Origin of the sequence: Bradyrhizobium sp. BR13661 (assembly GCF_029892425.1) — a bacterium.
GTDB lineage: Bacteria > Pseudomonadota > Alphaproteobacteria > Rhizobiales > Xanthobacteraceae > Bradyrhizobium.
Genome location: NZ_JARXWB010000033.1, coordinates 1 through 21,876 on the forward strand (window position 1 = coordinate 1; position 21,876 = coordinate 21,876).

At 63.4% G+C, this 21,876-nt stretch carries 19 protein-coding genes; 5 read left to right on the top strand and 14 right to left on the bottom strand.

Translation table 11 applies throughout. The features are described from left to right. Positions 1 to 72 precede the first annotated feature (72 nt). From M2427_RS34965 to M2427_RS35000, 8 genes are all read right to left on the bottom strand, one after another. A complete protein-coding gene (locus M2427_RS34965; protein WP_280711359.1) occupies positions 73 to 591 on the bottom strand; it encodes a protein phosphatase CheZ in 519 nt (172 codons plus the stop codon). Positions 592 to 898: 307 nt separating this feature from the next. Continuing rightward, positions 899 to 1,585 (bottom strand): hypothetical protein, encoded by a 687-nt coding sequence (locus tag M2427_RS34970; protein WP_348521962.1) that lies wholly within the window; start codon positions 1,583 to 1,585, stop codon positions 899 to 901. 168 nt (positions 1,586 to 1,753) lie between these two features. Next, a complete protein-coding gene (locus M2427_RS34975; protein WP_280711361.1) occupies positions 1,754 to 2,212 on the bottom strand; it encodes a hypothetical protein in 459 nt (152 codons plus the stop codon). Next, positions 2,196 to 3,113 carry a DUF2950 domain-containing protein gene (locus tag M2427_RS34980; RefSeq protein WP_280711362.1) on the bottom strand — a complete coding sequence of 306 codons (918 nt, stop codon included), beginning with the start codon at positions 3,111 to 3,113 and terminating at the stop codon, positions 2,196 to 2,198. Before M2427_RS34980 ends, M2427_RS34975 begins: the two co-directional genes overlap by 17 nt. Further along, positions 3,110 to 4,780 carry a DUF3300 domain-containing protein gene (locus M2427_RS34985; RefSeq protein ID WP_280711363.1) on the bottom strand — a complete coding sequence of 557 codons (1,671 nt, stop codon included), beginning with the start codon at positions 4,778 to 4,780 and terminating at the stop codon, positions 3,110 to 3,112. Before M2427_RS34985 ends, M2427_RS34980 begins: the two co-directional genes overlap by 4 nt. Before the next feature lie 119 nt (positions 4,781 to 4,899). Next, complete coding sequence (locus tag M2427_RS34990) at positions 4,900 to 6,804, bottom strand: HAMP domain-containing sensor histidine kinase (RefSeq protein WP_280711364.1); 1,905 nt, start codon at positions 6,802 to 6,804, stop codon at positions 4,900 to 4,902. 204 nt (positions 6,805 to 7,008) lie between these two features. Then, positions 7,009 to 8,244, bottom strand: coding sequence for a biotin/lipoyl-binding protein (locus M2427_RS34995; RefSeq protein WP_280711365.1), 1,236 nt, complete (start codon positions 8,242 to 8,244; stop codon positions 7,009 to 7,011). Continuing rightward, positions 8,237 to 8,653, bottom strand: coding sequence for a hypothetical protein (locus tag M2427_RS35000; protein ID WP_280711440.1), 417 nt, complete (start codon positions 8,651 to 8,653; stop codon positions 8,237 to 8,239). Before M2427_RS35000 ends, M2427_RS34995 begins: the two co-directional genes overlap by 8 nt. Positions 8,654 to 8,814: 161 nt before the next feature. Between M2427_RS35000 and M2427_RS35005 the strand changes: the two genes are divergently transcribed. Together M2427_RS35005 and ppk2 are read left to right on the top strand one after the other, a co-directional pair. Further along, complete coding sequence (locus M2427_RS35005) at positions 8,815 to 9,267, top strand: hypothetical protein (protein WP_280711366.1); 453 nt, start codon at positions 8,815 to 8,817, stop codon at positions 9,265 to 9,267. A 40-nt stretch (positions 9,268 to 9,307) separates the two neighbouring features. After that, positions 9,308 to 10,108, top strand: a complete 801-nt coding sequence (ppk2, locus tag M2427_RS35010) for a polyphosphate kinase 2 (RefSeq protein WP_280711367.1) — start codon at positions 9,308 to 9,310, stop codon at positions 10,106 to 10,108. A 64-nt stretch (positions 10,109 to 10,172) separates the two neighbouring features. Here ppk2 and M2427_RS35015 read toward each other — a convergent pair whose 3' ends face one another. The 5 genes from M2427_RS35015 to M2427_RS35035 all read right to left on the bottom strand — a co-directional run bounded on the left by M2427_RS35015 (position 10,173) and on the right by M2427_RS35035 (position 17,613). Then, a complete protein-coding gene (locus M2427_RS35015; protein ID WP_280711368.1) occupies positions 10,173 to 10,607 on the bottom strand; it encodes a hypothetical protein in 435 nt (144 codons plus the stop codon). An 18-nt stretch (positions 10,608 to 10,625) separates the two neighbouring features. Beyond that, positions 10,626 to 12,326, bottom strand: a complete 1,701-nt coding sequence (locus tag M2427_RS35020; protein ID WP_280711369.1) for a transporter — start codon at positions 12,324 to 12,326, stop codon at positions 10,626 to 10,628. Positions 12,327 to 12,343: 17 nt separating this feature from the next. After that, the gene (locus tag M2427_RS35025; protein ID WP_280711370.1) at positions 12,344 to 15,097 is read right to left on the bottom strand and encodes a decarboxylase; all 2,754 of its coding nucleotides are present in this window, start codon (positions 15,095 to 15,097) and stop codon (positions 12,344 to 12,346) included. Positions 15,098 to 15,235: 138 nt separating this feature from the next. After that, positions 15,236 to 16,936 (bottom strand): SulP family inorganic anion transporter, encoded by a 1,701-nt coding sequence (locus M2427_RS35030; RefSeq protein WP_280711371.1) that lies wholly within the window; start codon positions 16,934 to 16,936, stop codon positions 15,236 to 15,238. Next, positions 16,933 to 17,613: a YoaK family protein gene (locus tag M2427_RS35035; RefSeq protein WP_280711372.1), complete on the bottom strand. Its 681-nt coding sequence runs from the start codon at positions 17,611 to 17,613 to the stop codon at positions 16,933 to 16,935. The genes M2427_RS35030 and M2427_RS35035 overlap by 4 nt, the downstream gene beginning before the upstream one ends. Before the next feature lie 135 nt (positions 17,614 to 17,748). On the opposite strand from M2427_RS35035, the gene M2427_RS35040 reads away from it, so the two are divergent. The 3 genes from M2427_RS35040 to M2427_RS35050 are packed head-to-tail and all read left to right on the top strand — an operon-like array spanning position 17,749 to position 20,929. Further along, positions 17,749 to 19,437 carry a TrkA C-terminal domain-containing protein gene (locus M2427_RS35040; protein WP_280711373.1) on the top strand — a complete coding sequence of 563 codons (1,689 nt, stop codon included), beginning with the start codon at positions 17,749 to 17,751 and terminating at the stop codon, positions 19,435 to 19,437. An 11-nt stretch (positions 19,438 to 19,448) separates the two neighbouring features. Next, positions 19,449 to 20,336, top strand: a complete 888-nt coding sequence (locus M2427_RS35045) for a dienelactone hydrolase family protein (protein ID WP_280711374.1) — start codon at positions 19,449 to 19,451, stop codon at positions 20,334 to 20,336. 23 nt (positions 20,337 to 20,359) lie between these two features. Further along, the gene (locus M2427_RS35050; RefSeq protein ID WP_280711375.1) at positions 20,360 to 20,929 is read left to right on the top strand and encodes an invasion associated locus B family protein; all 570 of its coding nucleotides are present in this window, start codon (positions 20,360 to 20,362) and stop codon (positions 20,927 to 20,929) included. Positions 20,930 to 20,983: 54 nt separating this feature from the next. Here the strand turns inward: M2427_RS35050 and M2427_RS35055 are convergent, their stop codons facing one another. Then, positions 20,984 to 21,607 carry a response regulator gene (locus M2427_RS35055; RefSeq protein ID WP_280711376.1) on the bottom strand — a complete coding sequence of 208 codons (624 nt, stop codon included), beginning with the start codon at positions 21,605 to 21,607 and terminating at the stop codon, positions 20,984 to 20,986. Between the last annotated feature and the right edge of the window lie 269 nt (positions 21,608 to 21,876).

Genomic DNA, 21,876 nt, shown 5'->3' on the forward strand with positions numbered 1-21,876 from the left:
AAGGTGATTTGATCGAAGTCTGCCAGGCGAATAGCCGGGGTTACAGCGCCGTAACTCGAAGGATGCTGCAGCTCACGCGAACAGCTTGTCGATGTCGTCCTGGGAAATCGCCACGCCCGGCCGCTTCGGGCCCTCCATCAAGTTCGGTGCATCTGGAACAGCAAGCTCGGCGGCCATCCGCGCCAGCTCCTCCTTTCCCCACATCCGGACCAGCCTGTTGATGTGGTCCTCCATGAACTGCAGCGACTTGACGACTCGCGTGATCCGCTGCCCTGTGAGGTCCTGAAACGCGCAGGCCTCGAACACGTTGTTCGTGCTATCGACGATCTCGCCGCATACCGCTGCGACTGTCGGCGCATCGACGCCCTGCAACTTCGCGACGCTGGCGACGATCGCCTCCATGTTTTCGAGGATCGCGTTCCCGGCTGTCTCCGTATTCTCGACAATCGCGTCGAGAGTGTCTGTCATCGTGGCGAAACTGCCTTTGCTGTTGCCTTGAAGAGCGGCGAATTCCCGCCGCATGCTGCTAATGTGGCCGAACATCTCGACCAAATGGGTTTTCAACACCCTCTCTTCTTGCGGCGTAATCATCAGAAATCCCCGACGGTGGCGATTTGCCCTTTGTGTGCCACAGCAATCTATGGCGGTTTCGAAAGGAAGCTTCGAATGAGTGGGCGCATTTTCGTGCTCTCAACTTTCGCGCGCCACCAAACCAAGCGATCGTTAAATAAGCAGCAAGACCGACACCCCTACGAAAGATATTCTCGTCTTTTCTCATTGGTTCGACTGCGGTACGGCGCCAGGGCTGGCCAGCGGCTCTGCGGTCCGTGAACCAAACGGCTGGCGGTGGCGAATCATCTCACAATCGCATGCGCCCCAAACAACTCGCCGGTGCCCTTTAGCTCTCCGGCCCCGCAACCGTAGCCGGCGCCGTCAGCGGCGCACCGCCAACCGACACGGGTCCAATCGAAACCGGCGCGTTCGACTTCGGCTGCCGGGACATCCGCTTGCGCATCAACAGCCGATCGCGCGCGCTCAGTCTCGGGATCGACGAGGTGAATTCCGACGACATTGCATTTTGCAGCGAGTCGATCTTCGCGATCAGCGTCGAGAGCTGCGGCGAGATCTTCTTCACGTCGCCCCGTTCTTCCGTGATGCTCTGTCGGAGCGACAGGAGCGTCGTCGAATCCTGCTGACGCATAGCCGTGTTCTGCTGCAAGGAGGAATTGATCTCCTGCAGCGCGGCCTGCTGCTGCTGCTGGGCCGACTGGATCTCTTTCAAGGCAGCAACAACCGGATCCGGTTTCGGCGCGGGCTCTTCCTGGCGCGGAAACAGCGCGGCCAAGTTGCTCAAGCTGCTGAGGTCTGGCGAGGGAAGATCATACGGCGAGGTGTAGATGGCCGCGGCGCCATTGATCGCCAGGGCACACACGGCAAACGCGAGAACCGATTTCCCGCTGGAGCGCTTGAGTGGTGCTGGTGTTTCCAGAGCTTCAGGTTCGGCCGGAGTGTCGGAGGCTGCGGCTGCAAGGGCTGCGGCGTCGAGGTGCTCGGCAAAGCCCAGCGTTTCGGATGTCGTGGTCATGCGCATTGACCTCATGAGCGAGCAAAAGGAGGCCGTCGCCGGAACGTCGTCACGACGCCTCCCTTACGCAGCACTCACTTACACAACTGCCTAAAATTGTCGGTGTTCTGGATTAATTCCACGTTAGCGGCGCGGCCGCCTGGAACCCCGGCCAACTACGGAACCGCGTCACTTCAGCGCGATCACGATCGTGCTGAGATTGGCGGCCAGCTCCAGGCCCGCCTTGGGGCCTCGCAGCGTGATGGTGACGCCCTTCTCGTTGCGGAGCTGGACGCCGTTGACGCCGCCGACCAGCGCAAAGCCGCCGCCGACGGAGCTGTAGGTGCCGGCGAAGTCGCCCACCTCATTGATGTCAGAGGCCCAGCCGTCGAGCCGGCCGACCGTGGCGCCGGCGGTGATGCCGAAGCTGAGGCCGGTGATCCTGAACGGATAGGTCTTGCCGCGATAGGTCAGCAGGCCGCGACCGGCACCTCCGCCGACCAGCAAGCCGGCCTTGACGATCCTGACCCGGACCTGGCCAGCGGCCTGCGCGAAGGACGGTGTCGCTGACGCGGCGAGCCCCACCGCCAGCAGGAGCATCGCGATCAGGCGGGAGATGCGCGCGCGCCGGTCAGGGTTTCGCGGCATCGACCTTCTTCCAGGTCTCGTCAGGATCGAACAGCGTGGTGCGCTCGGCGATGAACTCCGTCCGCTTGCCGAGATCCTTCTGGTAGACGGTGCCGGCATGATTGACCAGGAAGGTCATCACGCCGGAATTGCCGTATTCGGCGGGCCAGGCGATCAGCGCGAAGCCGCCGATCATCTTGCCCTTGACGACATAGTTGAGCGTACCGCCAGGCGCATCCCGACCCTGCCCCTTGAGGATGTGGAAGTAATAGCCGTGATAGGGTGTCGGCCCGACATCGGCCGCCTCATAGCCTTCCTTCGAGGCCCGGGCCGCCAGCGCGCCGAGCGGGCTCGGGTCGCTGTCGTCACGCCAGAACAGGCCGTCCTTCTTGCCGGGCGAGGAGACAAAGCGCTGGGCATAGACGCCGACGCCCTCGCCGCGATCCTTGTCGGCATATTCGTTCTGCGCGTCGACATAAGCCAGCGCCGTCTGGATCGCATCGAGCTCATTGCGGCCGATGCGGCGACGAAGCACCTCGATCCGCCCTTCGTCGGTGTCGAACTCCCAGCCGGTCCTGGTGTTGACCATCGGGATCGGGAACGGGAAGTCGTCCGGCCCCAGCATCAAGGTCGCGGTCTTGTTGCCCTCGACCTTGATGCCGTGCTTGGCGTCGTACATGGACGAGAAGCGCGCCCGGATGTCCTTGTCGGCGACCTCGTCGCCCGAGGAGACGATGTCTTCGGCGGCCCGCCCGAGCACCTTCAGGACGTCTTTCGGACCAGCCTTGACCGCCGCGGCGAGCGCAGCGGCGGCATCCTCCGGCGACTTGTAGGATTCCTGCGCGCGCGACGGCGAAGCGAACAGCGCGAGCGCGACGATGCCAGGCAGGATCGCGCGATGGAACGATTTCATGCAGATCATGGCATCACCTCCGCAGGGATCTTCGCGCCGCCGGCGAGCCAGTCGCGGTAGGTGCGGAATGTCAGCCCAAGCTTCTCGTAGTAGACGCGCAAGTACCCGTCGCTGCCGCGGGTCACCGCGTCAGGCATCACCTGCGCGACCTCCTGCGCCATCACGCCGACATAGGCCCTCTCGCTGCCGATGTAGCTGAAGCGATAATAGCCGAGGCCGTTGGAGAGATGGCCGAGCAAGACGATATCGTGCTTCAACGCGATATCGGAGCGCCGGCCACCGCCGCCGCCGCCGCCGCGACCTCCTCCGCCGCCTCCGCCACGCGCGGCCATGCCACCACCGCCGCCACGACCGGCCATCGCCGCTCCGCCGCCGCCGCCACGCGGCATGCTTCCCATGCTCTCCCGTCCGCGCGCCGAGGCTGCGGCCGCCGACCGGCCGGAGGAGACGTTCATCGCGCCGCCGCGATTGTCGCCACCGCCACGGTTGGCGGCAGCGCCGCCGCCGGCGCGGTTGGCAGCCTTGGCGCGGTCGCCACCGCCCTTGTTGCCTCCCTTGGCACGATCACCGGCGCCAGCGCGATCACCGCCACCGGGCCGATCACTCGTCCCCGCGCTCGGACGATCGCCACGATTACCTGCACCGGCGCGATCACCGGGGCCGCCACGATCGCCTGCACGATCGCCTGTACGATCTCCTGCACGGTCTCCCGGGCCGCCCTGACTGGGACGCAGCACCTGGTTGCCGTCACGACCGCGGAAGTCCATCCGATCCGATGCGCCGGCCCTGACATTGTTGTTGCCGAAGCGGTTCTGAACGTTGGTGTTGTTGTAGCGCACCCCGCCGCGATGCGCCGGATTGTGCTGCCAGCCGCCATTGATGTTGGTGGTGCGATGATTGACGTAGACGTTGCGGTTACCCCAGTTGCAGCCACCGCCCCAGTAATTGCCCCAGCGCCCGATCGCCCAGGCGGTGCCGAACGCGATGCCGGCCGCGACCACGCCCGCGCCGATATAGGACGGATAGCCCCAATAATACGGCGGATATTCCGCATAGGGCCAGGTGCCGTAGACCGTCGCCGGATCGTAATACGGCACGTACATCGTCTCAGGATCAGCCTGCTGAATGACGACGACCTGCTTGCCTTCCTGGGACTGCACGCTGACCTTCTGCTGCTTGGTGGTGACCAGCTTCTTGTTGTCATAGGCCTTGTTGCGCAGGCGCTGGATTGCATCCATCACGTCGGGCTGCTGCGCGAGGAACGCATCGCCGAGCTTCTGGGTCCATTCGAGCTTGTCGCTCATCATGGCGAGAACATCGGCCGTGCTGGCGAGCGCCTTGACGCTATCGTCCCAGCTCTGCTTGTCGACCTGCGTCCTCAGCGCGTCGCCCTTCAAGCTCTTGTTGTCCTTCAGCCAGCGGTCGGCCTGCACCACTTCGAGCGGATAGGTTGAAGCTGCGAGCACGTTGGCCAGGAGCTCGTCCGGATAGAGCGCGATCGGCGCGACCAGCGCCTCGAGCTGCTCGGGCTTCAGGAGTTCGGCGGCCGGCGCAGGAGGCGCGGCCGGCTGCGCCTGCGTGCCCGGAGCCGCCGGCGTCGTGGCCTGAGCCATTGCAGCGGCGGGGACCGCCACCACGAGCGCGAGCGCCATCAGGATCTTGCCGCAGCGAAACATCACGACCTCCACAAAGCTTTCCGGCCGCGACCATCGGGCCGGGGAACAAGCGTTTGTTGATCGAGATCAACGAAATCGCACCGCCCCGCTATTGCGATGCGAGGGCCGACGCAACCAGCTCACCAGCGCAACAGCGGCAGCCGGATGGTGAACCGTGCCCCACCCGCCGGCTGGTTGGTCGCGCTGATCGTGCCCTGATGGGCCTCGACGATGGTTTTCGCGATCGCAAGCCCCATGCCCATGCCCTGCTGCTTGGTCGTGAAGAAGGGATCGAACAGGTTGGCGAGATCAGAAGCCGCCAATCCCGGACCGGTATCGACGACGTTGACCTCTGCCTCGCGGCCGGCCCGCACGGTCCAGACGCTGATCTCGCGTTTTGCAGTGTTCGCATCCGAGATCGCGTCCATTGCGTTCATGATCAGGTTGAGAACCACCTGTTGAAGCTGGACCGGATCGCCCTTGACGTGGAGATCGACCAGCACGGGCGTGTAGACCAGCGCGATCCCGCGTCCCTCGGCAACGGCCGCAACCAGACCGATCGCCTCCCGCACCGTATCGTTGAGTTCGATGTCCGTGGTCTCGAACGGCGTCTTCTTCAGGACGCTGCGCAAGCGGCGGATCACCTCGCTCGCGCGGAGATCGTCGCGCCTGATGTCGGCAAGGATATGCTGGAGCTCCTCGATGTCAGGTGACGCGCCCTTGAGCATCAGCTCGGCGGTCTCGGTGTTGGTCAGAATGGAGCCGAGCGGCTGGTTCAGCTCATGGGCAATCGACGTCGTCATTTCGCCGACGGCCGAATAGCGATTGACGTGGGCGAGCTCGGCGAGGCGCTGACGGGACTCGACCTCGGCGAGCCGGCGGCGGCGACGCTCCTGCAGCAGTCCACTGATCAGACCCGCCTGCACGAGGATGATCGCGGCAATCAGCAGCATCTGCCAGCGGTAGCTTTGCCAGATGCTCGGCTCGCGAAACAGAACCTCGCTGCCCGGTGGCAACCGGCTCTCGCTGATGCGCCAGCGCTGCAGTTCCCGCCAGTCATATTTCGGCGCCGCGAATCCAATCGGCTGGTATTGGATGCTGGACGGTTTCTCCCCGCGGAAGATGCGGATGGCGGCATCGATGGTCTTCCGGGTCGTCTCCGCCGTCGAATGCATCGGGCCGCCGACAGAGCTGCCGCCGAAGAACGCCTCCTGGTAGGAAAAAATCGGCGCGTTCGCGACCGCGTGCAGGCTGCGCAGCGCGATGTCGCCCTCATGAACGATCCCCGCCGCATCGACCGACATCATGCCCCAGAACAGCACGGTGTGCGGCGGAAGCTTCGCCGCGCGATTCAGGATCTCATCGAACGACAGGTCCGAGTACCAGATCATCGCGAGGCGGTCGCCGAGCGGTTTGAGTTCACGAGCCACCTCGTCGATCCAGAATTTCTCCAGCGGCGAGGCGCCGATCACCATGGCGACCGTCTTGGTATCCGGCATCAGCCGGAGAATGTTTTGAAAGGCCGCCAGGAAATCGTTGCGAACCGAGACGACGACGTCGTTGTCGGTGAGATCATGACGGTTCACCAGCCGCTCCTCGACGACGGTCATGACCGTCGGGGCATCTGGAAAGAGCTTGCTTCGGTATCGCTGCACGAAGCGCGCCGCCGGAGCGCCGATGCTGATGACCAGGTCGGGCAGCGAGCCCTGATAGAGCGAGGCGAGATATTCGACGAAAGGCGCTTCTGGACCGGGATTATTGAAGCGCGCCGTCAGCAGCGTGTGCTGTTGGATGTCGAGCGGCCAGGGCGACTGCCGCTCGAGCTCGGCCTTGATGCTGCGCGCATATTCGCTCCACGGGCGGAATTCCCGACCGAAGGAATACAGGATGAGCACGCGCTTGGCCTCGGTGCGCGCCACCGCGCCCGGCTCGGCGGCGCGAGCCTGGCCGAACAGGACGAACGTGGCCAGCACGATGGAAAAGCAAAGGAGCGCGGCTGCGTTCAGCCACGGCCTGACCGACGCAATGGTCACGCGCCCGCTCATCCACCTCCCCGGCGACTTCAAACGGCCGCTCTCCATTGGCAATTCTAGCGGGAATTGCGTGGCACCGACAGCCCGCAGACCGGCACTATTGCCCCTGGTTGGGCTGACAGCGTTGATAGCGGATCGGTGAAACCAATCTGGCTGCCCTTGCGCTCGAAGACTCTTGGACAGTTGTTCGCATCGGTTGCCCATGCGCCGTTGAGTTCAATGACCGCTCAACACCAGCGTCTTGATGGGCATCAGCAAGGCCTGGATGCGCAGCAGCAGCGCATGTACGAGACCGACGCCATCGACCACATGGAGCGCAATCGCCCGCCCGGTGCCGGTCGTCGCCGCAGCAATCTCCTCGTGGTTGCTGGTATAGGCGTTGACGATGCAGCTGCTGCCCGGCGTCACGCCGTCGAGCCCATTCTTGTAGAGGGGTTCGAGGAACACCAGGATCGTGCCGGGTTTGGGCGCGTTGTCGGCCTCGACCAGTTGCTGGCCACCCTGGAACTGTCCGGCCGCGATATAGTCCTGCACGGTCGTGACAACCATGGGAATGATCACCCACGGCTTCGAGATGCAGGCGGCCTCCGCGACCATGCCTACTTTCAACACCCCAGCCTCGATCTGGCCGAAACCCGCCTGCAGAGACTTTCTGCCGGCGCCATCCGGGATGAGCACGCCCGCAGGCCGAAGCAGTTGATTGACCACGTCACCAGTGCGGAGCAGGAATTGTTCCACCCGGCCGTCAACGCCGGCGCGGATGATCGTCTGGTCCAGAAGCACCTGCGCCTCCGCCAACGCGGCCTCGGCGCTGGCCTTCTGCGCCGGAAGCGAGGTCGAAACCTGTAGCGCCGCCGCCTGTCTTGCGGCGGTCGCCGCATCGATGCCGGATTGGCGCTGATCCACCAGGACCAGGAGCTTGTCGATGTCACGCTGTGCGACGATGCCGGGATTGCGGCGCTGAAGCTCGCTCTTGACGTCGAGTTCGTCCTTCGCCTGTTGATAGTTCGCTTTGGCCTCGCCGATCTGGGCCTCGGCCTTGACGATATCAGCCTGCGCGGTCTGCAAAGCGGCGTCGATTTCGGCGATCTTGCGCTTGGCGGTTTCGACCGCGGCCTCCTGCTTTGCACTGTCGAGCCGGAACAGCACGTCACCCTTCTTCACCGCCGCGCTGAAACCCACGTTCACCTCGGCCACACGGCCGGCCACGCCCACGGGCGCGATGGGTACCGTACGGAAATACAGAGTCGCCGCGTCCGTCGCCGGATGGAAATAGAAGATCATGGTGATCAGCGAGATCGTCAGCATGAGGCAGCCGGTGATGCCCCAGCGCAGCTCGTACCAGACCGAGTAGAACGTGATCTCCTTGCCGAAGCGCTTGCCCTGGGCATAGCGGCGATAGAGGTAATCGGGCACGATCGTGAGGAGCGAGCAGAACATCAGCTCAAACATGGCTGGGCTCCTTCTTGGCGGGCTCCTGCATGCCCGCCGGTGCAGGCTCAGGACCGGCCTCTACCGGCTCGCCCTCCTGTCCCGGTGTCGCGTCCGCGATCTTCTCGACGGAATCGGCGATGCTGCGCAGCGGCGTTCCGAAATCGGGGATGTCGACCAGCGCAAGCAGGAGGCCTGCGATCCAGAAGATGTGCATGTGCGTGAACAGCGAGATCAGGCCGAGCACGGCCACGAACTCGAATTGCAGTTTCTGCGACTTGTGAGCCATCCGCTCCGGTAGGCTGTGCAGCTTCCAATAGAGCGTGCCGACCCACAGCAGGGTGCCGATCAGGAAGATCCCCATCACCACCATCAGCGTGTCGGTCCCGCTTCCGGGCGCGAGATAGAACGGCAGATGGTGCGGGGCCATCGGATTGAGCTGATCGTTCAAATGTCTCTCCCGGCAAAACGTGCACTGGCGACACTGTGTTCAGGCAGCTTCCCCATTTGCTTGATTTGAATCAAGGGAATGTTCCTCGCCGGACCTAGCGTTTTATGAATGCTGTTTGAATCATCAGAGGAGCCGCAGCCATGTCCGGGCTTGACGAACTCATCCCCAGTGCCACGCAGATCCGAAAAGAGGCAGCCCTCAAGGAGGCCGAGAAGGCGGAAGAGTATGTCCGTCTCGCCGCGGCCGCGGAGGCCGAGAAGCGCGCGCTGATCGAGCGCCTGGGCAAGCCCTCCGGCAAGAGCGAGGAGGAGAAGATCAAGCTCGCGGCGAGCGTGATCCAGCGTGCCGTGCGAAACGGCCTGACCGAAGTGATGGTCTATCGCTTTCCCAACTCGCTCTGCACCGACAAGGGACGCGCCATCAACCAGATGGAAAAGGGCTGGGAGACCACGCTGACAGGCATCCCCAAGGAGATCTTCCAGCTTTGGGCGGACTACCTTCAGCCGCGAGGTTATCGCATCGCCTACCAGATCATCGATTTCCCCGGTGGCATGCCCGGCGACATCGGTGTGACCATCTCCTGGGACGAGTGAAATTCGGACCGGGTGACAGCACAACAGCGAAAGGACAGGCATGGCCAAGGACCCGCCCTCGGAGAAAATGAAGCGCAAGGCCTACGAAAAGGAGCTCGAAAAGCTCCAGGTCGAGCTGTGTCACCTCCAGGAATGGGTCAAGGCCCAGAAGCTGAAGGTCATCATCATCTTCGAGGGCCGTGACGCCGCCGGCAAGGGCGGGACCATCAAGGCCTTGACCGAAAAGGTCAGCCCGCGCGTGTTCCGTGTGTGCGCCCTGCCCGCCCCCTCCGACCGGCAAAAATCCCAGCTGTTCATGCAGCGCTATATCGAGCAGTTCCCGGCATCCGGCGAGATCGTGATCTTCGACCGCAGCTGGTATAATCGCGCCGGCGTCGAATATGTCATGGGCTTCTGCTCGCGCGACGAGCACAAGCGCTTTCTCGAATTGTGCCCTCTGGTCGAGAAATTCGCCGTCGACGCCGGCATCATGCTGATCAAGCTTTGGCTCGAGGTCGGGATGGAGGAGCAGGAGCTTCGCTTCAAGGCGCGGATCGAGGATCCGCTGCGGCAGTGGAAGCTGAGTCCGATGGATACGGAGTCATTCGGCCGCTGGTACGACTACTCCCGCGCGCGCGACATGATGTTCGAGGCAACCGACACCAAACATGCGCCGTGGCGACTGATCCGCTCCGACGACAAGCGGCGCGCACGCCTCAACGTCATCTCGCATATCCTGCAAAGGATTCCCTACAAGAAGATCAAGCGCGAGAAGGTCAAGCTGCCGCCGCGGTCGCACAAGGGACGCTACAACGACCAAGCCAGCCTGCGCGGACGGAACTTCGTCGAAGAGCGATATTGACGCGCACGATCCTCATATGAAAACGGGCTGCAGTGATGCAGCCCGTTGTCAGCCTCATCCCGGCCTATTTCAGCTTGATCGTCACTCCGCCGACCGCAGCCGACACTTCCGCACCGACCTTCGGTCCGGTGAGCTGAAGGATCACACCATTGCCGTTCTGGAGCTGCACGGCGCCGGCGCCGGCAGCAACCGCACCGCCGGCTCCACCAGCGGCGTAGGATCCCTCGATCGAGGCCGGTCCCTTCATATTGTAGGCATGACCAACGAATTTGGTCGTCGAGGCGCCGATCGTGAAGCCGACGCTCATTCCTGATACCGTGAACGGATATTTGTGCCCCCGGTAGACCAGCACACCCTCCCCGCCGCCGACGCCGACGATGAAGCCGCCCTTGGTAAAGACGACGGCGACCTGTCCGGTGTCGGCACGCGAAGGCGTGCTGACACCGGCAACGATCGCAAGCGAAGCGACCAGGGCAGCTCCGACAGTCAATTTTCTCATAGCGTTCTTCCCCTCTGTTTACTGCGCCAGCAGCATTGCGAAGTAGCCGAAGATCGTGAGCAGGATGCCCGAGACGGCATAGCCGACCGGGAATCCGATCCAGGGCACGGAACTCTGGATCTCGACCGCCGCCTCACGGCACGGGCCGGAATGCGACCGTGCGCCGGCGACGCCACCCATCAGCACCGCCGGGTTGATCTTGAAGACGTGGAAGCCGATCGCCCAGACGATGAACGGCGGAATCGTGCAGGCAATGAAGCCCACGATGAAGATCTTCAGGGCAAGCGCACCCGTGAGCTGCGACAGCAGGCCCGCGCCCGCATTGACGCCGACGATGGCGACGAACACGACGAGGCCGAGATCCTCGAGCACGTTACGGGCCGCGTTCGGCGTGTTGCCGAAGAACCGCAGCCGCGACACGATCGAGGACACGATCACGCCTGACAACAGCAGACCACCGGCGTTGCCAAGGCCCACCCTGGCACCGAAGGCCGGGAAGTCGACCATGCCGATCAGGAAGCCGAGGATCATGCCGACCGCCAGCGTCAGCAGGTCGGTCGATGTGTTGGTCCGCGCGATGCGGCCCCACATCTCGCCGAGCTCGTTGACCGCGCCCTTGAGGCCGACCACCGAGACGATGTCCATCCGTTCCAGCTTGGTCTTGAGACCTGCCGGAATCTGCACGCCGCCGCGCTCGACCTTGGTCACCTGCAACTGGCCGGCGATTGCGGTATCGCGGAAAGATTCGAACGTACGCCCGACCATCTCCTTGTTGGTGATGAGGATGTCCGCCTGATCCATGGGAATGCCGAGTGTCTTGGCGTCCGCGACCTCCGGGCCGATCAGGCCCATCTTGTCGGTAAGACTCTCCGTCGAGCCGCCCAGCGCAACGACGTCGCCCTTTTGCAGCACGAAGTCCGGATCGGCGCCCTGCGGCTCGCCGTTGCGTCCGACGTTGACGATCCGGTATTCCGGATGCATCGTCCGAAACTTGGCGATGCTGAGCCCGGCGGTTGCTGGATTCTCCAGCCGATAGGCACGCAGGCCGAACTGGCGATAGCCTGTCAGGCCGCCGCCCTCGAGATCCTTGACGCCGTATTCCTGCTCATACTGCTTCGCGGCGGCCTTGGCGTCGACGCCCCACCAGCGCGGCAGATATTTGCAGATCAGAATGATGCCGACGGTGCCCCAGATGTAGGTGATGCCGTAGGACAGCGCGATCATGCCGGAGGCCTGCTCGGGCTTCATTCCTTCAGGCAGCTTGACGACACCAGAGGTGATCGCCTGCTCGGCTGAACCGATCGCCGCAGACATGGTCTGCGAGCCCGCGAGCATACCGCCGGCAGCACCCACCGGCAGATCGAAGATTTTCGCGCCAAAGACGACGAGCGCGAGGCCAATGACGCTGGACACGACGGCCAGGACGAGGAATTTGACGCCGTCGCCCTTCAGACTGTTGATGAAGGAGGGACCGACGCGCAGACCCACGCCGTACATGAAGAGATAGTAGAACAGGCTCTTGGCGAAATTGTTGAGCTCGAGTTTAACCCCGTAGCTCGACGCCCAGACCGAAACGCCCGCGCCGACCACGATGGCGCCGGCAACCATGCCGAGGCCATAACCCTTGATGCTGGCCCGGCCGATATAGACGGCGAGGCCTACGACGAAGAACAGCAGCAGATACGGATTCTGCTGCAGGAACGTGAAAAACCCCTGCATGGTGGTCCCTCCAAAACTTATGACGCAGCCTTGAGCTTCGGCGATGCGCCGGGCTTCGGACGGCCAATCTTGGCCAGGGCCTCGGTGCGCACCAGCTTCAGCCCCTCCTTGGCGTCGTAGCCATGGATCTCCTTCACATCGAGCTTGCGCATGAAGTCGATGGTTTCCTGCGTGATGACCTGGCCGGGCACCATGATCGGGAAGCCCGGCGGATAGGGGATCACGAAATTCGCCGAGACCAGCTCGGGGCCTGCCTTCAGCCGACGATCGATTTCGGGATCGTTGAGGCGGAGGTGCTCGCATCCTGCGACGTCATAAGCGGCATAGAAACCGCCGCGGATATCGCCCTCGTTGGTCTTGGCGCCGGAATCGCCGCGGAAGCTCGGGTGGAAGTGCGAGAAGTTCGGCAGATCAGGCACGTCCTTCATCAGGCTCTTGACGCGTGCCTCGAACGTCTTGCGCGCATTTTCGCCGCCTTGCGCCAGCCCGCGATCGACCTCTCCCGCGATCTCGGCGAGCACGCGGATGAGATGCGCGACGTCGCTGCGGGTGTTGTTGATGTTGGACTGGACCAGGACCGAGTTACGCGACGTCTTGTTGACCTGGATGTTGTACTCGTTGGCCAGAATGCCCTTGAACTGGGTGCCGTCAAAGCCGGCCGTGCCGCACACCAGTGTCATGCGGGTCGGATCGAGGCAGAACTCGTCTTCGTCCAGGCTCTTCAGCGTATTCGCCCAGTTTACGCCGGCCGACAGATAGTCGGTGAAGCCGCTCTGGCGATATTGCGCGGGCACCATGGCGTCGGCGCCAAGGACGCGGAAATATTTGGAGAGCAGCGGATTGTTGTTCACCGCCTGACGGATCGCGAACGCGATCTCGATCGCATTGGCGACGAGACCATAGCCCTCCAGCTCCATCTGCCGCCGCGAGATATCGAGGCTGGCAATGAGCTGCTGGTTCGGACTGGTGGAGGCGTGCGTGAACACGGCTTCCTTGAACTGCTGCTCGACCGTGTGGAATTCGACGTCCTTGACCGACAGCATCGAGCCCTGCCGGATCGCCGACATCGACTTGTGCGTCGAGTTGGTCTGGTAGACGCGGAGACGAATCTGCCTGGGATCGGGAATCAACCTCGTGCTGAGCAACACCTCGTCAGTCGGGTTCTTGCCAAGCTGCGCCTGTTGCTTCTCGTAAGTCTCGACCGACTTCGGATCCTGCATCCAGGCCTCGATCTCGTTGGCTGCGCCGAGGCCCGTGCGACGGCGCAGGAACGGCGAGAAGCGCGCAAAGCCGAACCAGGCCTCGTCCCACAGGAAGATCAGGTCCGGCTTGATGGCGAGACATTCCTCCATCACCCGGCGGGTGTTGTAGATGTGGCCGTCGAAGGTGCAGTTGGTCAGGTCCAGCAGCTTGACGCGGTCGAGCCGGCCTTCGGCCCTGGCGTTGAGCAGCGCCTGCTTGATGGTCTTCAGCGGCACCGCGCCGTACATCGAATATTCCGTCATCGGGAAGGCTTCGACATAGAGTGGCTGCGCGCCTGCGAGCACCATGCCGTAATGATGCGACTTGTGGCAGTTGCGATCGACGATCGCGATGTCGCCCGGTGCCAGCAGCGCCTGCACCGCCATCTTGTTCGAAGTCGACGTGCCGTTGGTGACGAAGAATACGCGGTCAGCGCCGAGCGCCCTCGCCGCCTTCTCCTGCGCCTTCTTGATGTTGCCGGTCGGCTCCAGCATGCTGTCGAGACCGCCGGTGGTGGCGCTGCTTTCGGCCAGGAACAGGTTCGGGCCGTAGAACTCGCCCATGTCGCGGATCCAGTCGGACTTGAAGATCGACTTGCCGCGGGCGATCGGCAGCGCGTGGAACGTGCCGATCGGACGTTGCGCGTATTTCTTGAGATTGTCGAAGAACGGCGTGTCGTAGCGATCCTGGATACCCTCGAGGATCGACAGATGCAGCTCCAGAAGCTCTTCCACCGAATAGAAAATGCGTCGAACGACATTGGCCTCGGGATTGCCGGCGAGTTCTTCGACGTCGCGGTTCGAGATCATGTAGAGGTCGAGCTCGGGCCTGACGCGCTTGATGATCTGGGCGAGGCGCAGCGCGGAGGCATCGGATTCGTCCTTGAGGCTGGCCGCGGCCGCCAGCGAGCGGAGCACCGGCGCATCGTGCCGCGAGCGGAGGCCAAAGCCTTCGTTGATGATCACAGCCCCGAGGTTGGGATTGAGCATGGTCGCGCAGAAGGCATCTTCGAGACTGCCGACGATGACGGGCTCATAGATGAATCCATCTTCCGGACGGCGCAGCTTGCGCCATTCGGCCGCGAGCGTCGGCCATTGGCTGGATGACACGCCGGTGACAATCAAGGTCTCGAAGTAGGGCCGACGAGCCGCGTGCGCCCCGAACGTGGGCGACACAAGTTCGGGCGCATCGCCATTGCCGTCGTCCCTCGCACTCCAGTCGCCGGCGTGCTGGCGGAACGATCGCGTGGCCAACGCCTGCGTGATCCTGCTCGCAAGCGACAGCGACGCGGACGCATCGCCTGACGAGGCTGCCTCGCGCAGGGCCGCCATCAATTGCAGGCCGGGATAACCGTGAAATTCCTCTGTCACCGACAGGCTGGCCAACGCCGCGTCGTAGGCTGCACGATCGCCGCCGCGCGCCCAAACCTTTGCGGTCTCGACCAGGTCACGCCAGTCGTCCGCCCGCGCCCCGGGGCCGGAAAAGAACTGATCGATGCGCTTCTGCGCGGCCTTGGTGTCCTTGGACATGTGTCTCTCCCGATCCTTTGGGGCGAAAGGTGATGCGGGATCGTGCTTTCGGCGCGGGTCTCTCCATTGATCCAAGTCAACGGTCGCGTGCATTCCAGGGAAGCGAAAGCGGTGTTATTCGCAACGCAACACGCCGCGTCAGGCCGGACGCTGTTTCTGATCGCCCTTGTCGCCGAGAACGCTATCGAGCGAGCGCAGCCACTGGCCGCTGTCAGTCTTCTCGCCCAGCCCTTCGGCGCGCAGGAGGTCACGCAGTTGTGCGTGTGCGCCGACGATGCAGAGGGTCACCCGACGTGACGCGAGCTCGTCATGGAGATCGTGCAGCATGCGCGCGCCCGCCAGATCGATATAGGGCGACGCCGAAAGGTCGCAGGCAACCAGACGGATTCCCGGCGCGTTCTTGAGCGCGGTCAGGACGGTTTCCAAAATCGTCTCCGCGTTGATGTAGAGCAGCGATGCCTCGGGGCGGAATGCGATGATTCCAACCAACGGCTCGACATCCGCGTGCCGCGCGCTGTCCGAATAGCGGCCGCTACCGGGCAAGCGGCCGAGGAACGCGACATTCGGCCGCGACGCCCGCGCCAGCAGCAGGAAGATCGAGGCGATCGACGCCAGCAGCACGCCTTGCAGGATGCCAAGCAGCAGCACCGAGATCAGGGCAATCGACGCCGCGTAAAAATCGATCCGGCTGACCTGCCACATTCGCAACAACGCACGAATATCGACCAGCTTGTAAACGGCAGCGAAGACGATGGCCGCGAGCACCGCCTTGGGCAGATTGGTGAGCAGCCCGGTGAAGAACAGCAGGCACAGCCCCAGCGTCACCGAACAGATGACCAGAGCCAGAGGTGTTCGTGCACCGGCACTGTCGTTGACGGCCGACTGCGATAGCCCGCCGGCGACCGGATAGCCGTGGCCGAAAGCAGCCGCGAGGTTCGCAGCGCCCAGCCCCAAAAATTCCTGGCGGACATCGAGCGGATAGCCGTGCTTGGCGGCAAAGCTCCGCGCTGCCGAAACGCCTTCAATGTAGGCCAGCAGCACGCAGCCGGCGGCAAGCGGAAACAAATCGTCGAACTCGAGCAGGCCGAAGGTCGGCATGCCCAGCGCCGGCAGCCCTTCCGGGATCTTTCCGGTGACGGGCACACCGAAGCCCGGAAGGTTGAACACGGTCGCCACGGCAATCGCCAGCGCCACGATGGTGATGCCGACCGGTTTGCCCGGCAGCAGCCGTTCGCCAAGCAACAGCAACACGATCGCGACCGCGCCGATCGCCAGCACGAGCGGATCGAGATGACCGAGCTGCCCGACCAGCCTGAAAGCGCGATCGAAGAAATTGTGGCCGCCACCGGCGACGCCGAACAGGCTCGGCAACTGGCTCATGATAATCGTCAGCCCCGCCCCGGCCTTGAAGCCGACCAGAATACTATCGCTGACGAGGCGGACGAGCACGCTGAGCTTGAACAGCCAGGCGGCGAAGCACAACACGGCCACGCCGAACGCCGCGAGGCTTGCAATTTGCGCGTACTTCACGGCGTCGCCACCGGCGAGCGCGCCGACGGTTGCGGCGATCATCAGCGAGATCGCCGAAGTCGGCCCGATCGCGAGCTGCCGCGATGCCCCGAGCAACGCATAGCCGATGCCGCCGAGCATATAGCCATAGACACCGATCTGCGGCTGCAGGCCGGCGAGCGCGGCATAGGCAAGTGAGACCGGGATGGCGTAAGCGGCGAGCGTGACGCCGGCGACGGCGTCGGATGGCAGCCATTCGCGACGATAGGCCGCGAGCCAGTCGGCCGGCGGAAAGAAGCGCATCCAGTTCGCTTCGGGCGGTGTACTCACGTCACGACCTCACGGGGTGTCGCTTCGCAGCGCAACAAGACAATCAGGAGAACACTCACTGGAATCCCCAGCGCAAGGTTGGGAATGGCTTGGGTGGCGAAGGCACCGGCTGCCGCGCCGCAGCCAAACACCGCACACAGCGCGAAGAAGATGGCCGACTTGCGCAAGGTCCCGATGGGTGCGCCTCCGTAGATAACCGCGAAGACGTTCTCGACCATCTGACGCATGTTACCGGTAATCATCACCGTGCTGCACACGGTACCCTCCACCTTGATGAAGACCGCCGCCTGTATTGCCGCAACCATGGAAATACCGAGCGTCCCGGCGATATCCGGCAGCCTGTTGTGCAGGATACCGATCACAGTCAGGAAAATGATCTCGACGAGGATGCTGAGCGCGCCGGCTCGTTCGCCAGAGATGCGGCGCAGCCAGGCGGCAATCACGATGCCGACGGTGAAGGCCAGGATCGGCGGCACGAAATGAATTGCCTTCGCCCAGTCTCCGGCCATCGCATTCACCCAGAGGAAGATCACATTGGCGGTCTGCGCGTTCGCCAGCACCCCGTGATTGATCCAGGTATAGGCGTCGATATAGCCGCCGGCGAAAGCCAGCAGCAGAACGATTTCGATGGTTTCATCGCGGCGGATCGCGCTCGCGGCAACTTCCATTGTACTCATGTCGGCAATGAAGACTGTGGCAGATAATGCATGACCTCATTGGCGGTGCGTTGACGCCGGCAATGCTTGATCTGGATCAAGAAATCTTTTCCGGCCGGAACTCAAATCAACGCAAAGCGCCGGGGGATTGCGACCATGGCTACCATCAGGTGGATCATCACCACCGCTCCCGAAATTTTCCTGCTGCTGGCGATTGCGATCGGCACCATCCTCGGCCGGCAAAAAATCCGAGGCTTTTCCATCGGCACGACCGCCTGCATCCTGATCGTTGCGGTTCTGATCGGACAGCTCGGGACGTTCGCGTTTCCATCGCTGTTGCGGGTGATCCTGTTCAGCCTGTTCGTGTTCACGATCGGCTATCGTTCGGGACCGGAATTCTTTGCCTCTCTGAGCTTCCGCACGCTGGCGCAAGTCGTCATGGCGCTGGTGCTCGGCGGCACCGGTCTCATCATCGTCCTGATTTTCGCCCATAGCTTCAAGCTCGATCCCGGCACAGCTTCAGGCATCGCCGCTGGCGCGTTGACACAGTCCTCGGTGATCGGCACGGCATCCGGCGCGCTGGCGCAGCTCGGACTGCCAGCGGACGTACTGAAGCAGCAGGAGGCCAACATCGCGGCCGGATACGCCGTGACTTACGTGCTCGGCTATATCCTGACGCTGCTATACGTCCCCTTCGTTGCCCCGAAGCTGATGGGGGTGAACCTGAAGGCCGAAGCGAAGAAGCTCGAGGCCGAGCTCGCCGGCGGCGATCCGCCAAAAACCGAAAATCTCCACTATCGCAAATTCCAGGCCCGCGCCTATCGCGTAACCGCCGGCGCCGGTCGCACTGTCAAATCGATCGAGGAGGAGATCGGAAGCCGTACGGTCATCGAGCGTATCGTCCGCGGAGGCACGGACATCGAACCGCATATCGACACCGTGCTTGAAGCCAACGACGACATCGTCATTGCCGGCCGCACCGCCGTCATCGTGGCAGCCAGACCGATCATCGGCAATGAGATCGACTCCGACGAGATCTTGAAGGCGATGCCGGGCAACGTGATCGAGGTGCTGGTCGACAACCGTCACCTTCATGGCCGATCAATCACGGAAGTGGCCGCACGGGTCGGCGACGATGCACGGGGTGTATTCCTGCGCGCCCTGACGCGCACGGGCCGCGAAGTCCCCTTGAGTGCGGAAACGCGGGTTTATGTCGGCGATGTCATGACCCTGGTCGGCAGTACCCGCAACGTCGAGCGGGCGGCAAAGAGTGTCGGCCAAATCTTGCGTTCTGGCGACCGGACCGATATCGCCTTCCTTGCTGCAGGCATCGCGGCCGGCCTGCTCGCCGGGCTCCTCAGCTTCAAGGTCGGTGGCATCCCGCTGACGCTCGGCGGCGGGGGCGGCGCGCTGATCGCCGGCCTCGTCTGCGGCTGGATCCGCGCACGGCGACCGACCGTGGGCGCATTGCCGCCGCAGGCACAACAGACGCTGAGTGATCTCGGCCTCGGCGGCTTCATCGCCGCGATCGGGCTTGGCAACGGTGCGGCGGCCTGGGCGGCGATCCAGGCTCACGGCGTGCTGCTGGTCGGCATGGGTCTCGTCATCACGATCGTGCCGCTCGTCGTCGCGACGCTGTTTGCGCGCTACGTGCTGCGCATGAATCCAGTCGTGACATGCGGGGCGCTCGCCGGCGCCATGACAGTCGATGCCGCGGTGACCGGTGCGTGCGACGTCGCCGAAAGCCAGACCCCGGTGCTGGGCGTCGCCGTTCCCTATGCGGTCGGGAATGTCATCCTGACCGTGCTCGGGCCGATTATTGTAGCTCTCACCTACACCGGCTGAGGGAAACCACGATGTACGGACTTGCGGCTGCAATCCTCCGGCGCCTTGCAGCAACCATGCTGCTGATTGCGACATTCGCCATGCCTGCGCGTGCGGAGGACGACGTCCGCATCCAGGAGGAGATCTGGGCCCTGCCGCTGCCGCTGCCGATGTTCGCCTATCTGGTCCGTCCGGTTGGTGACGGTCCCTTCCCGCTGGTGATCATGAACCACGGCGTGTCGCTCAATCCGGTCGATCGCAGTTTCTTTCCGCTGGTCGAATTCCGCGACGCCGCGAAATGGTTCGCCAAGCGCGGCTATTTGGTGGTGGCGCCGGTCGGTAGCGGTTATGGCGCCGCCGCCATCGACATTCCCGAACGAGCCATCTACGGCCCGTTCTTCTCCAAGATCGGCAAGTGCATCAACCCCAACTTCCACGACGCTGGGCTTGCCATCGCGCAAGTCGATCTCTGGATCATCGACTATCTGGCTGCCGAAAAGCGCACCATTCCGAAGGACGTGATCGTGGTCGGCCAGTCCGCTGGCGGCTGGGCGTCCATCGCCCTGTCGAGCTTGAACCCGCCGCCCGTGAAGGCGATCATCACTTTCGCCGCCGGCCGTGGCGGTCGTGTCGGCGGCAAGCCCAACAACAATTGCGCACCCAACAAGTTGGTCGAGGCGACCGCAGATTTCGGCCGCACCTCCCGCGTGCCGATGCTTTGGATCTACATCGAGAACGACACCTTCTTCGGTCCCGAGCTGTCCAAGCGGATGCGTGACGCGTTCACGGCCGCCGGCGGCAAGGCCGAGTATCACTTGCTGCCGCCATTTGGAAACGAAGGTCATTTTTTCATAGGCTCACCGGACGCGGTCCCTATCTGGTCGCCGCTGGTCGCAAAGTTCCTCGATGCGCAAAAATAGAAACCAACTCGGGAGGCGCGATCATGCCCTGCGCCCGTCACAATCTGGTAGCCCTTCCCATCATCATCGCCGCGGCCGCGGTACGCCCGGGGTTGGCGGCCCAAGCTGACAAACCGGCCGAGGTCCCAACGCGTGGTCAACGCGAGGCCAAGGATATCACCTATGGCGATTGGCAGAAGCTATGCTTCAAGGCAGGCGGCACGCCGACGCTGTGCCGGACGACGATCACGGGTAAATTCCCAACCGGCCAGATGGCCGTGCGCATCGATCTGATCGAGCGCGAAGGCGCTCCGACGGCGCGCGTGCAACTCTTCGTGCCCGTCGGCGTGTATCTGCAACAGCCGGCCAAGCTGACCGTCGATCAGGGCACCCCGGTCCGCGTGCCGTATACCTGGTGCCTGAGCAATGCCTGCATCGCAGCCGACGTCGCGCAGCCCGGGATGATCAAGCAGATGGAGTCCGGAAAGACGCTGGTCCTCGAGACTGTCGATTCCAACCTGCTGGCCCTCACGACATCAGTGCCGCTGGCCCAGTTCGCGGCCGCCCACAAGGGCGCGCCAGCCAAGATGCTGGAGCAATATGTCGACGAATGAGCGGCCCGCGCCCGTGACATGCTTCGCGAACCGCGGGGGCCGGCGCCCCGTCAACTAATCGCCGTCCTTGTCGAGCATTCCAAGTCGCTCCGCGATCGACACCAGCTCGGCCAGCGAATGGACCTGCATCTTTTCCATCACCTGGTGCCGGTGCGCCTTCACGGTGCGCTCGGTGGTTCCAAGCTCGTGCGCGACCTGCTTGTTGATCTTGCCGCGCACGATCAGATCGAACACCTGTCGCTCGCGATGGGTCAGCGTTGCGAGACGAGTACGGAACGTTTCGAGCCTGCCTCGCTGCGCGCGCGCGACATTCTGCCGCGTCAGCGCGCGCTCGATCGCATCGAGCAACTGCTCCGACGAGACCGGCTTGGTCAAGAAATCCTCCGCGCCGGCCTTGATCGCCCGCACGGTTGTCTGCGTGTCGGCATGCCCGGTCAAAAAGATGATCGGCAGCGTCGAACCCTGCGCAATCAGGCGGCCTTGCAGGTCGGGCCCACTCAACCCCGGGATACGCACGTCGAGAAGAATGCATCCCAGCTGCGCGTCGTCGGGATCGGCGTCCAGCAAATCCTCTGCGGACGCATAGGTCGCGACGTCGTAGCCAGCCAGCTTCAGACGGCGTTCGATCGCCGTCCGGAATGAAGCGTCGTCATCGACCACATGAACCAGACCACGCACCCTCTCCTCGCGCGGGAATCCACCGAGACGGAATGAAGCCCTCTGCGTTCTGAGCGTCTTGACAAACGCTCCGACAATCGTCGCGTGGACCTCCAGAACGGATACGTTCCACGCAAAGCCAAACGATTTCTCATTCTGCGCAACAAACGCCGCTCTCGTTCCTTGGTACTATGCACCTTAGGACAATGGATTGAAAGACCGCCCTGGCCGTAAATCAACCTCGGCGGGAGTGGGATAGCGCGGCACATTCCCCCATAAAGTTCAGCCTG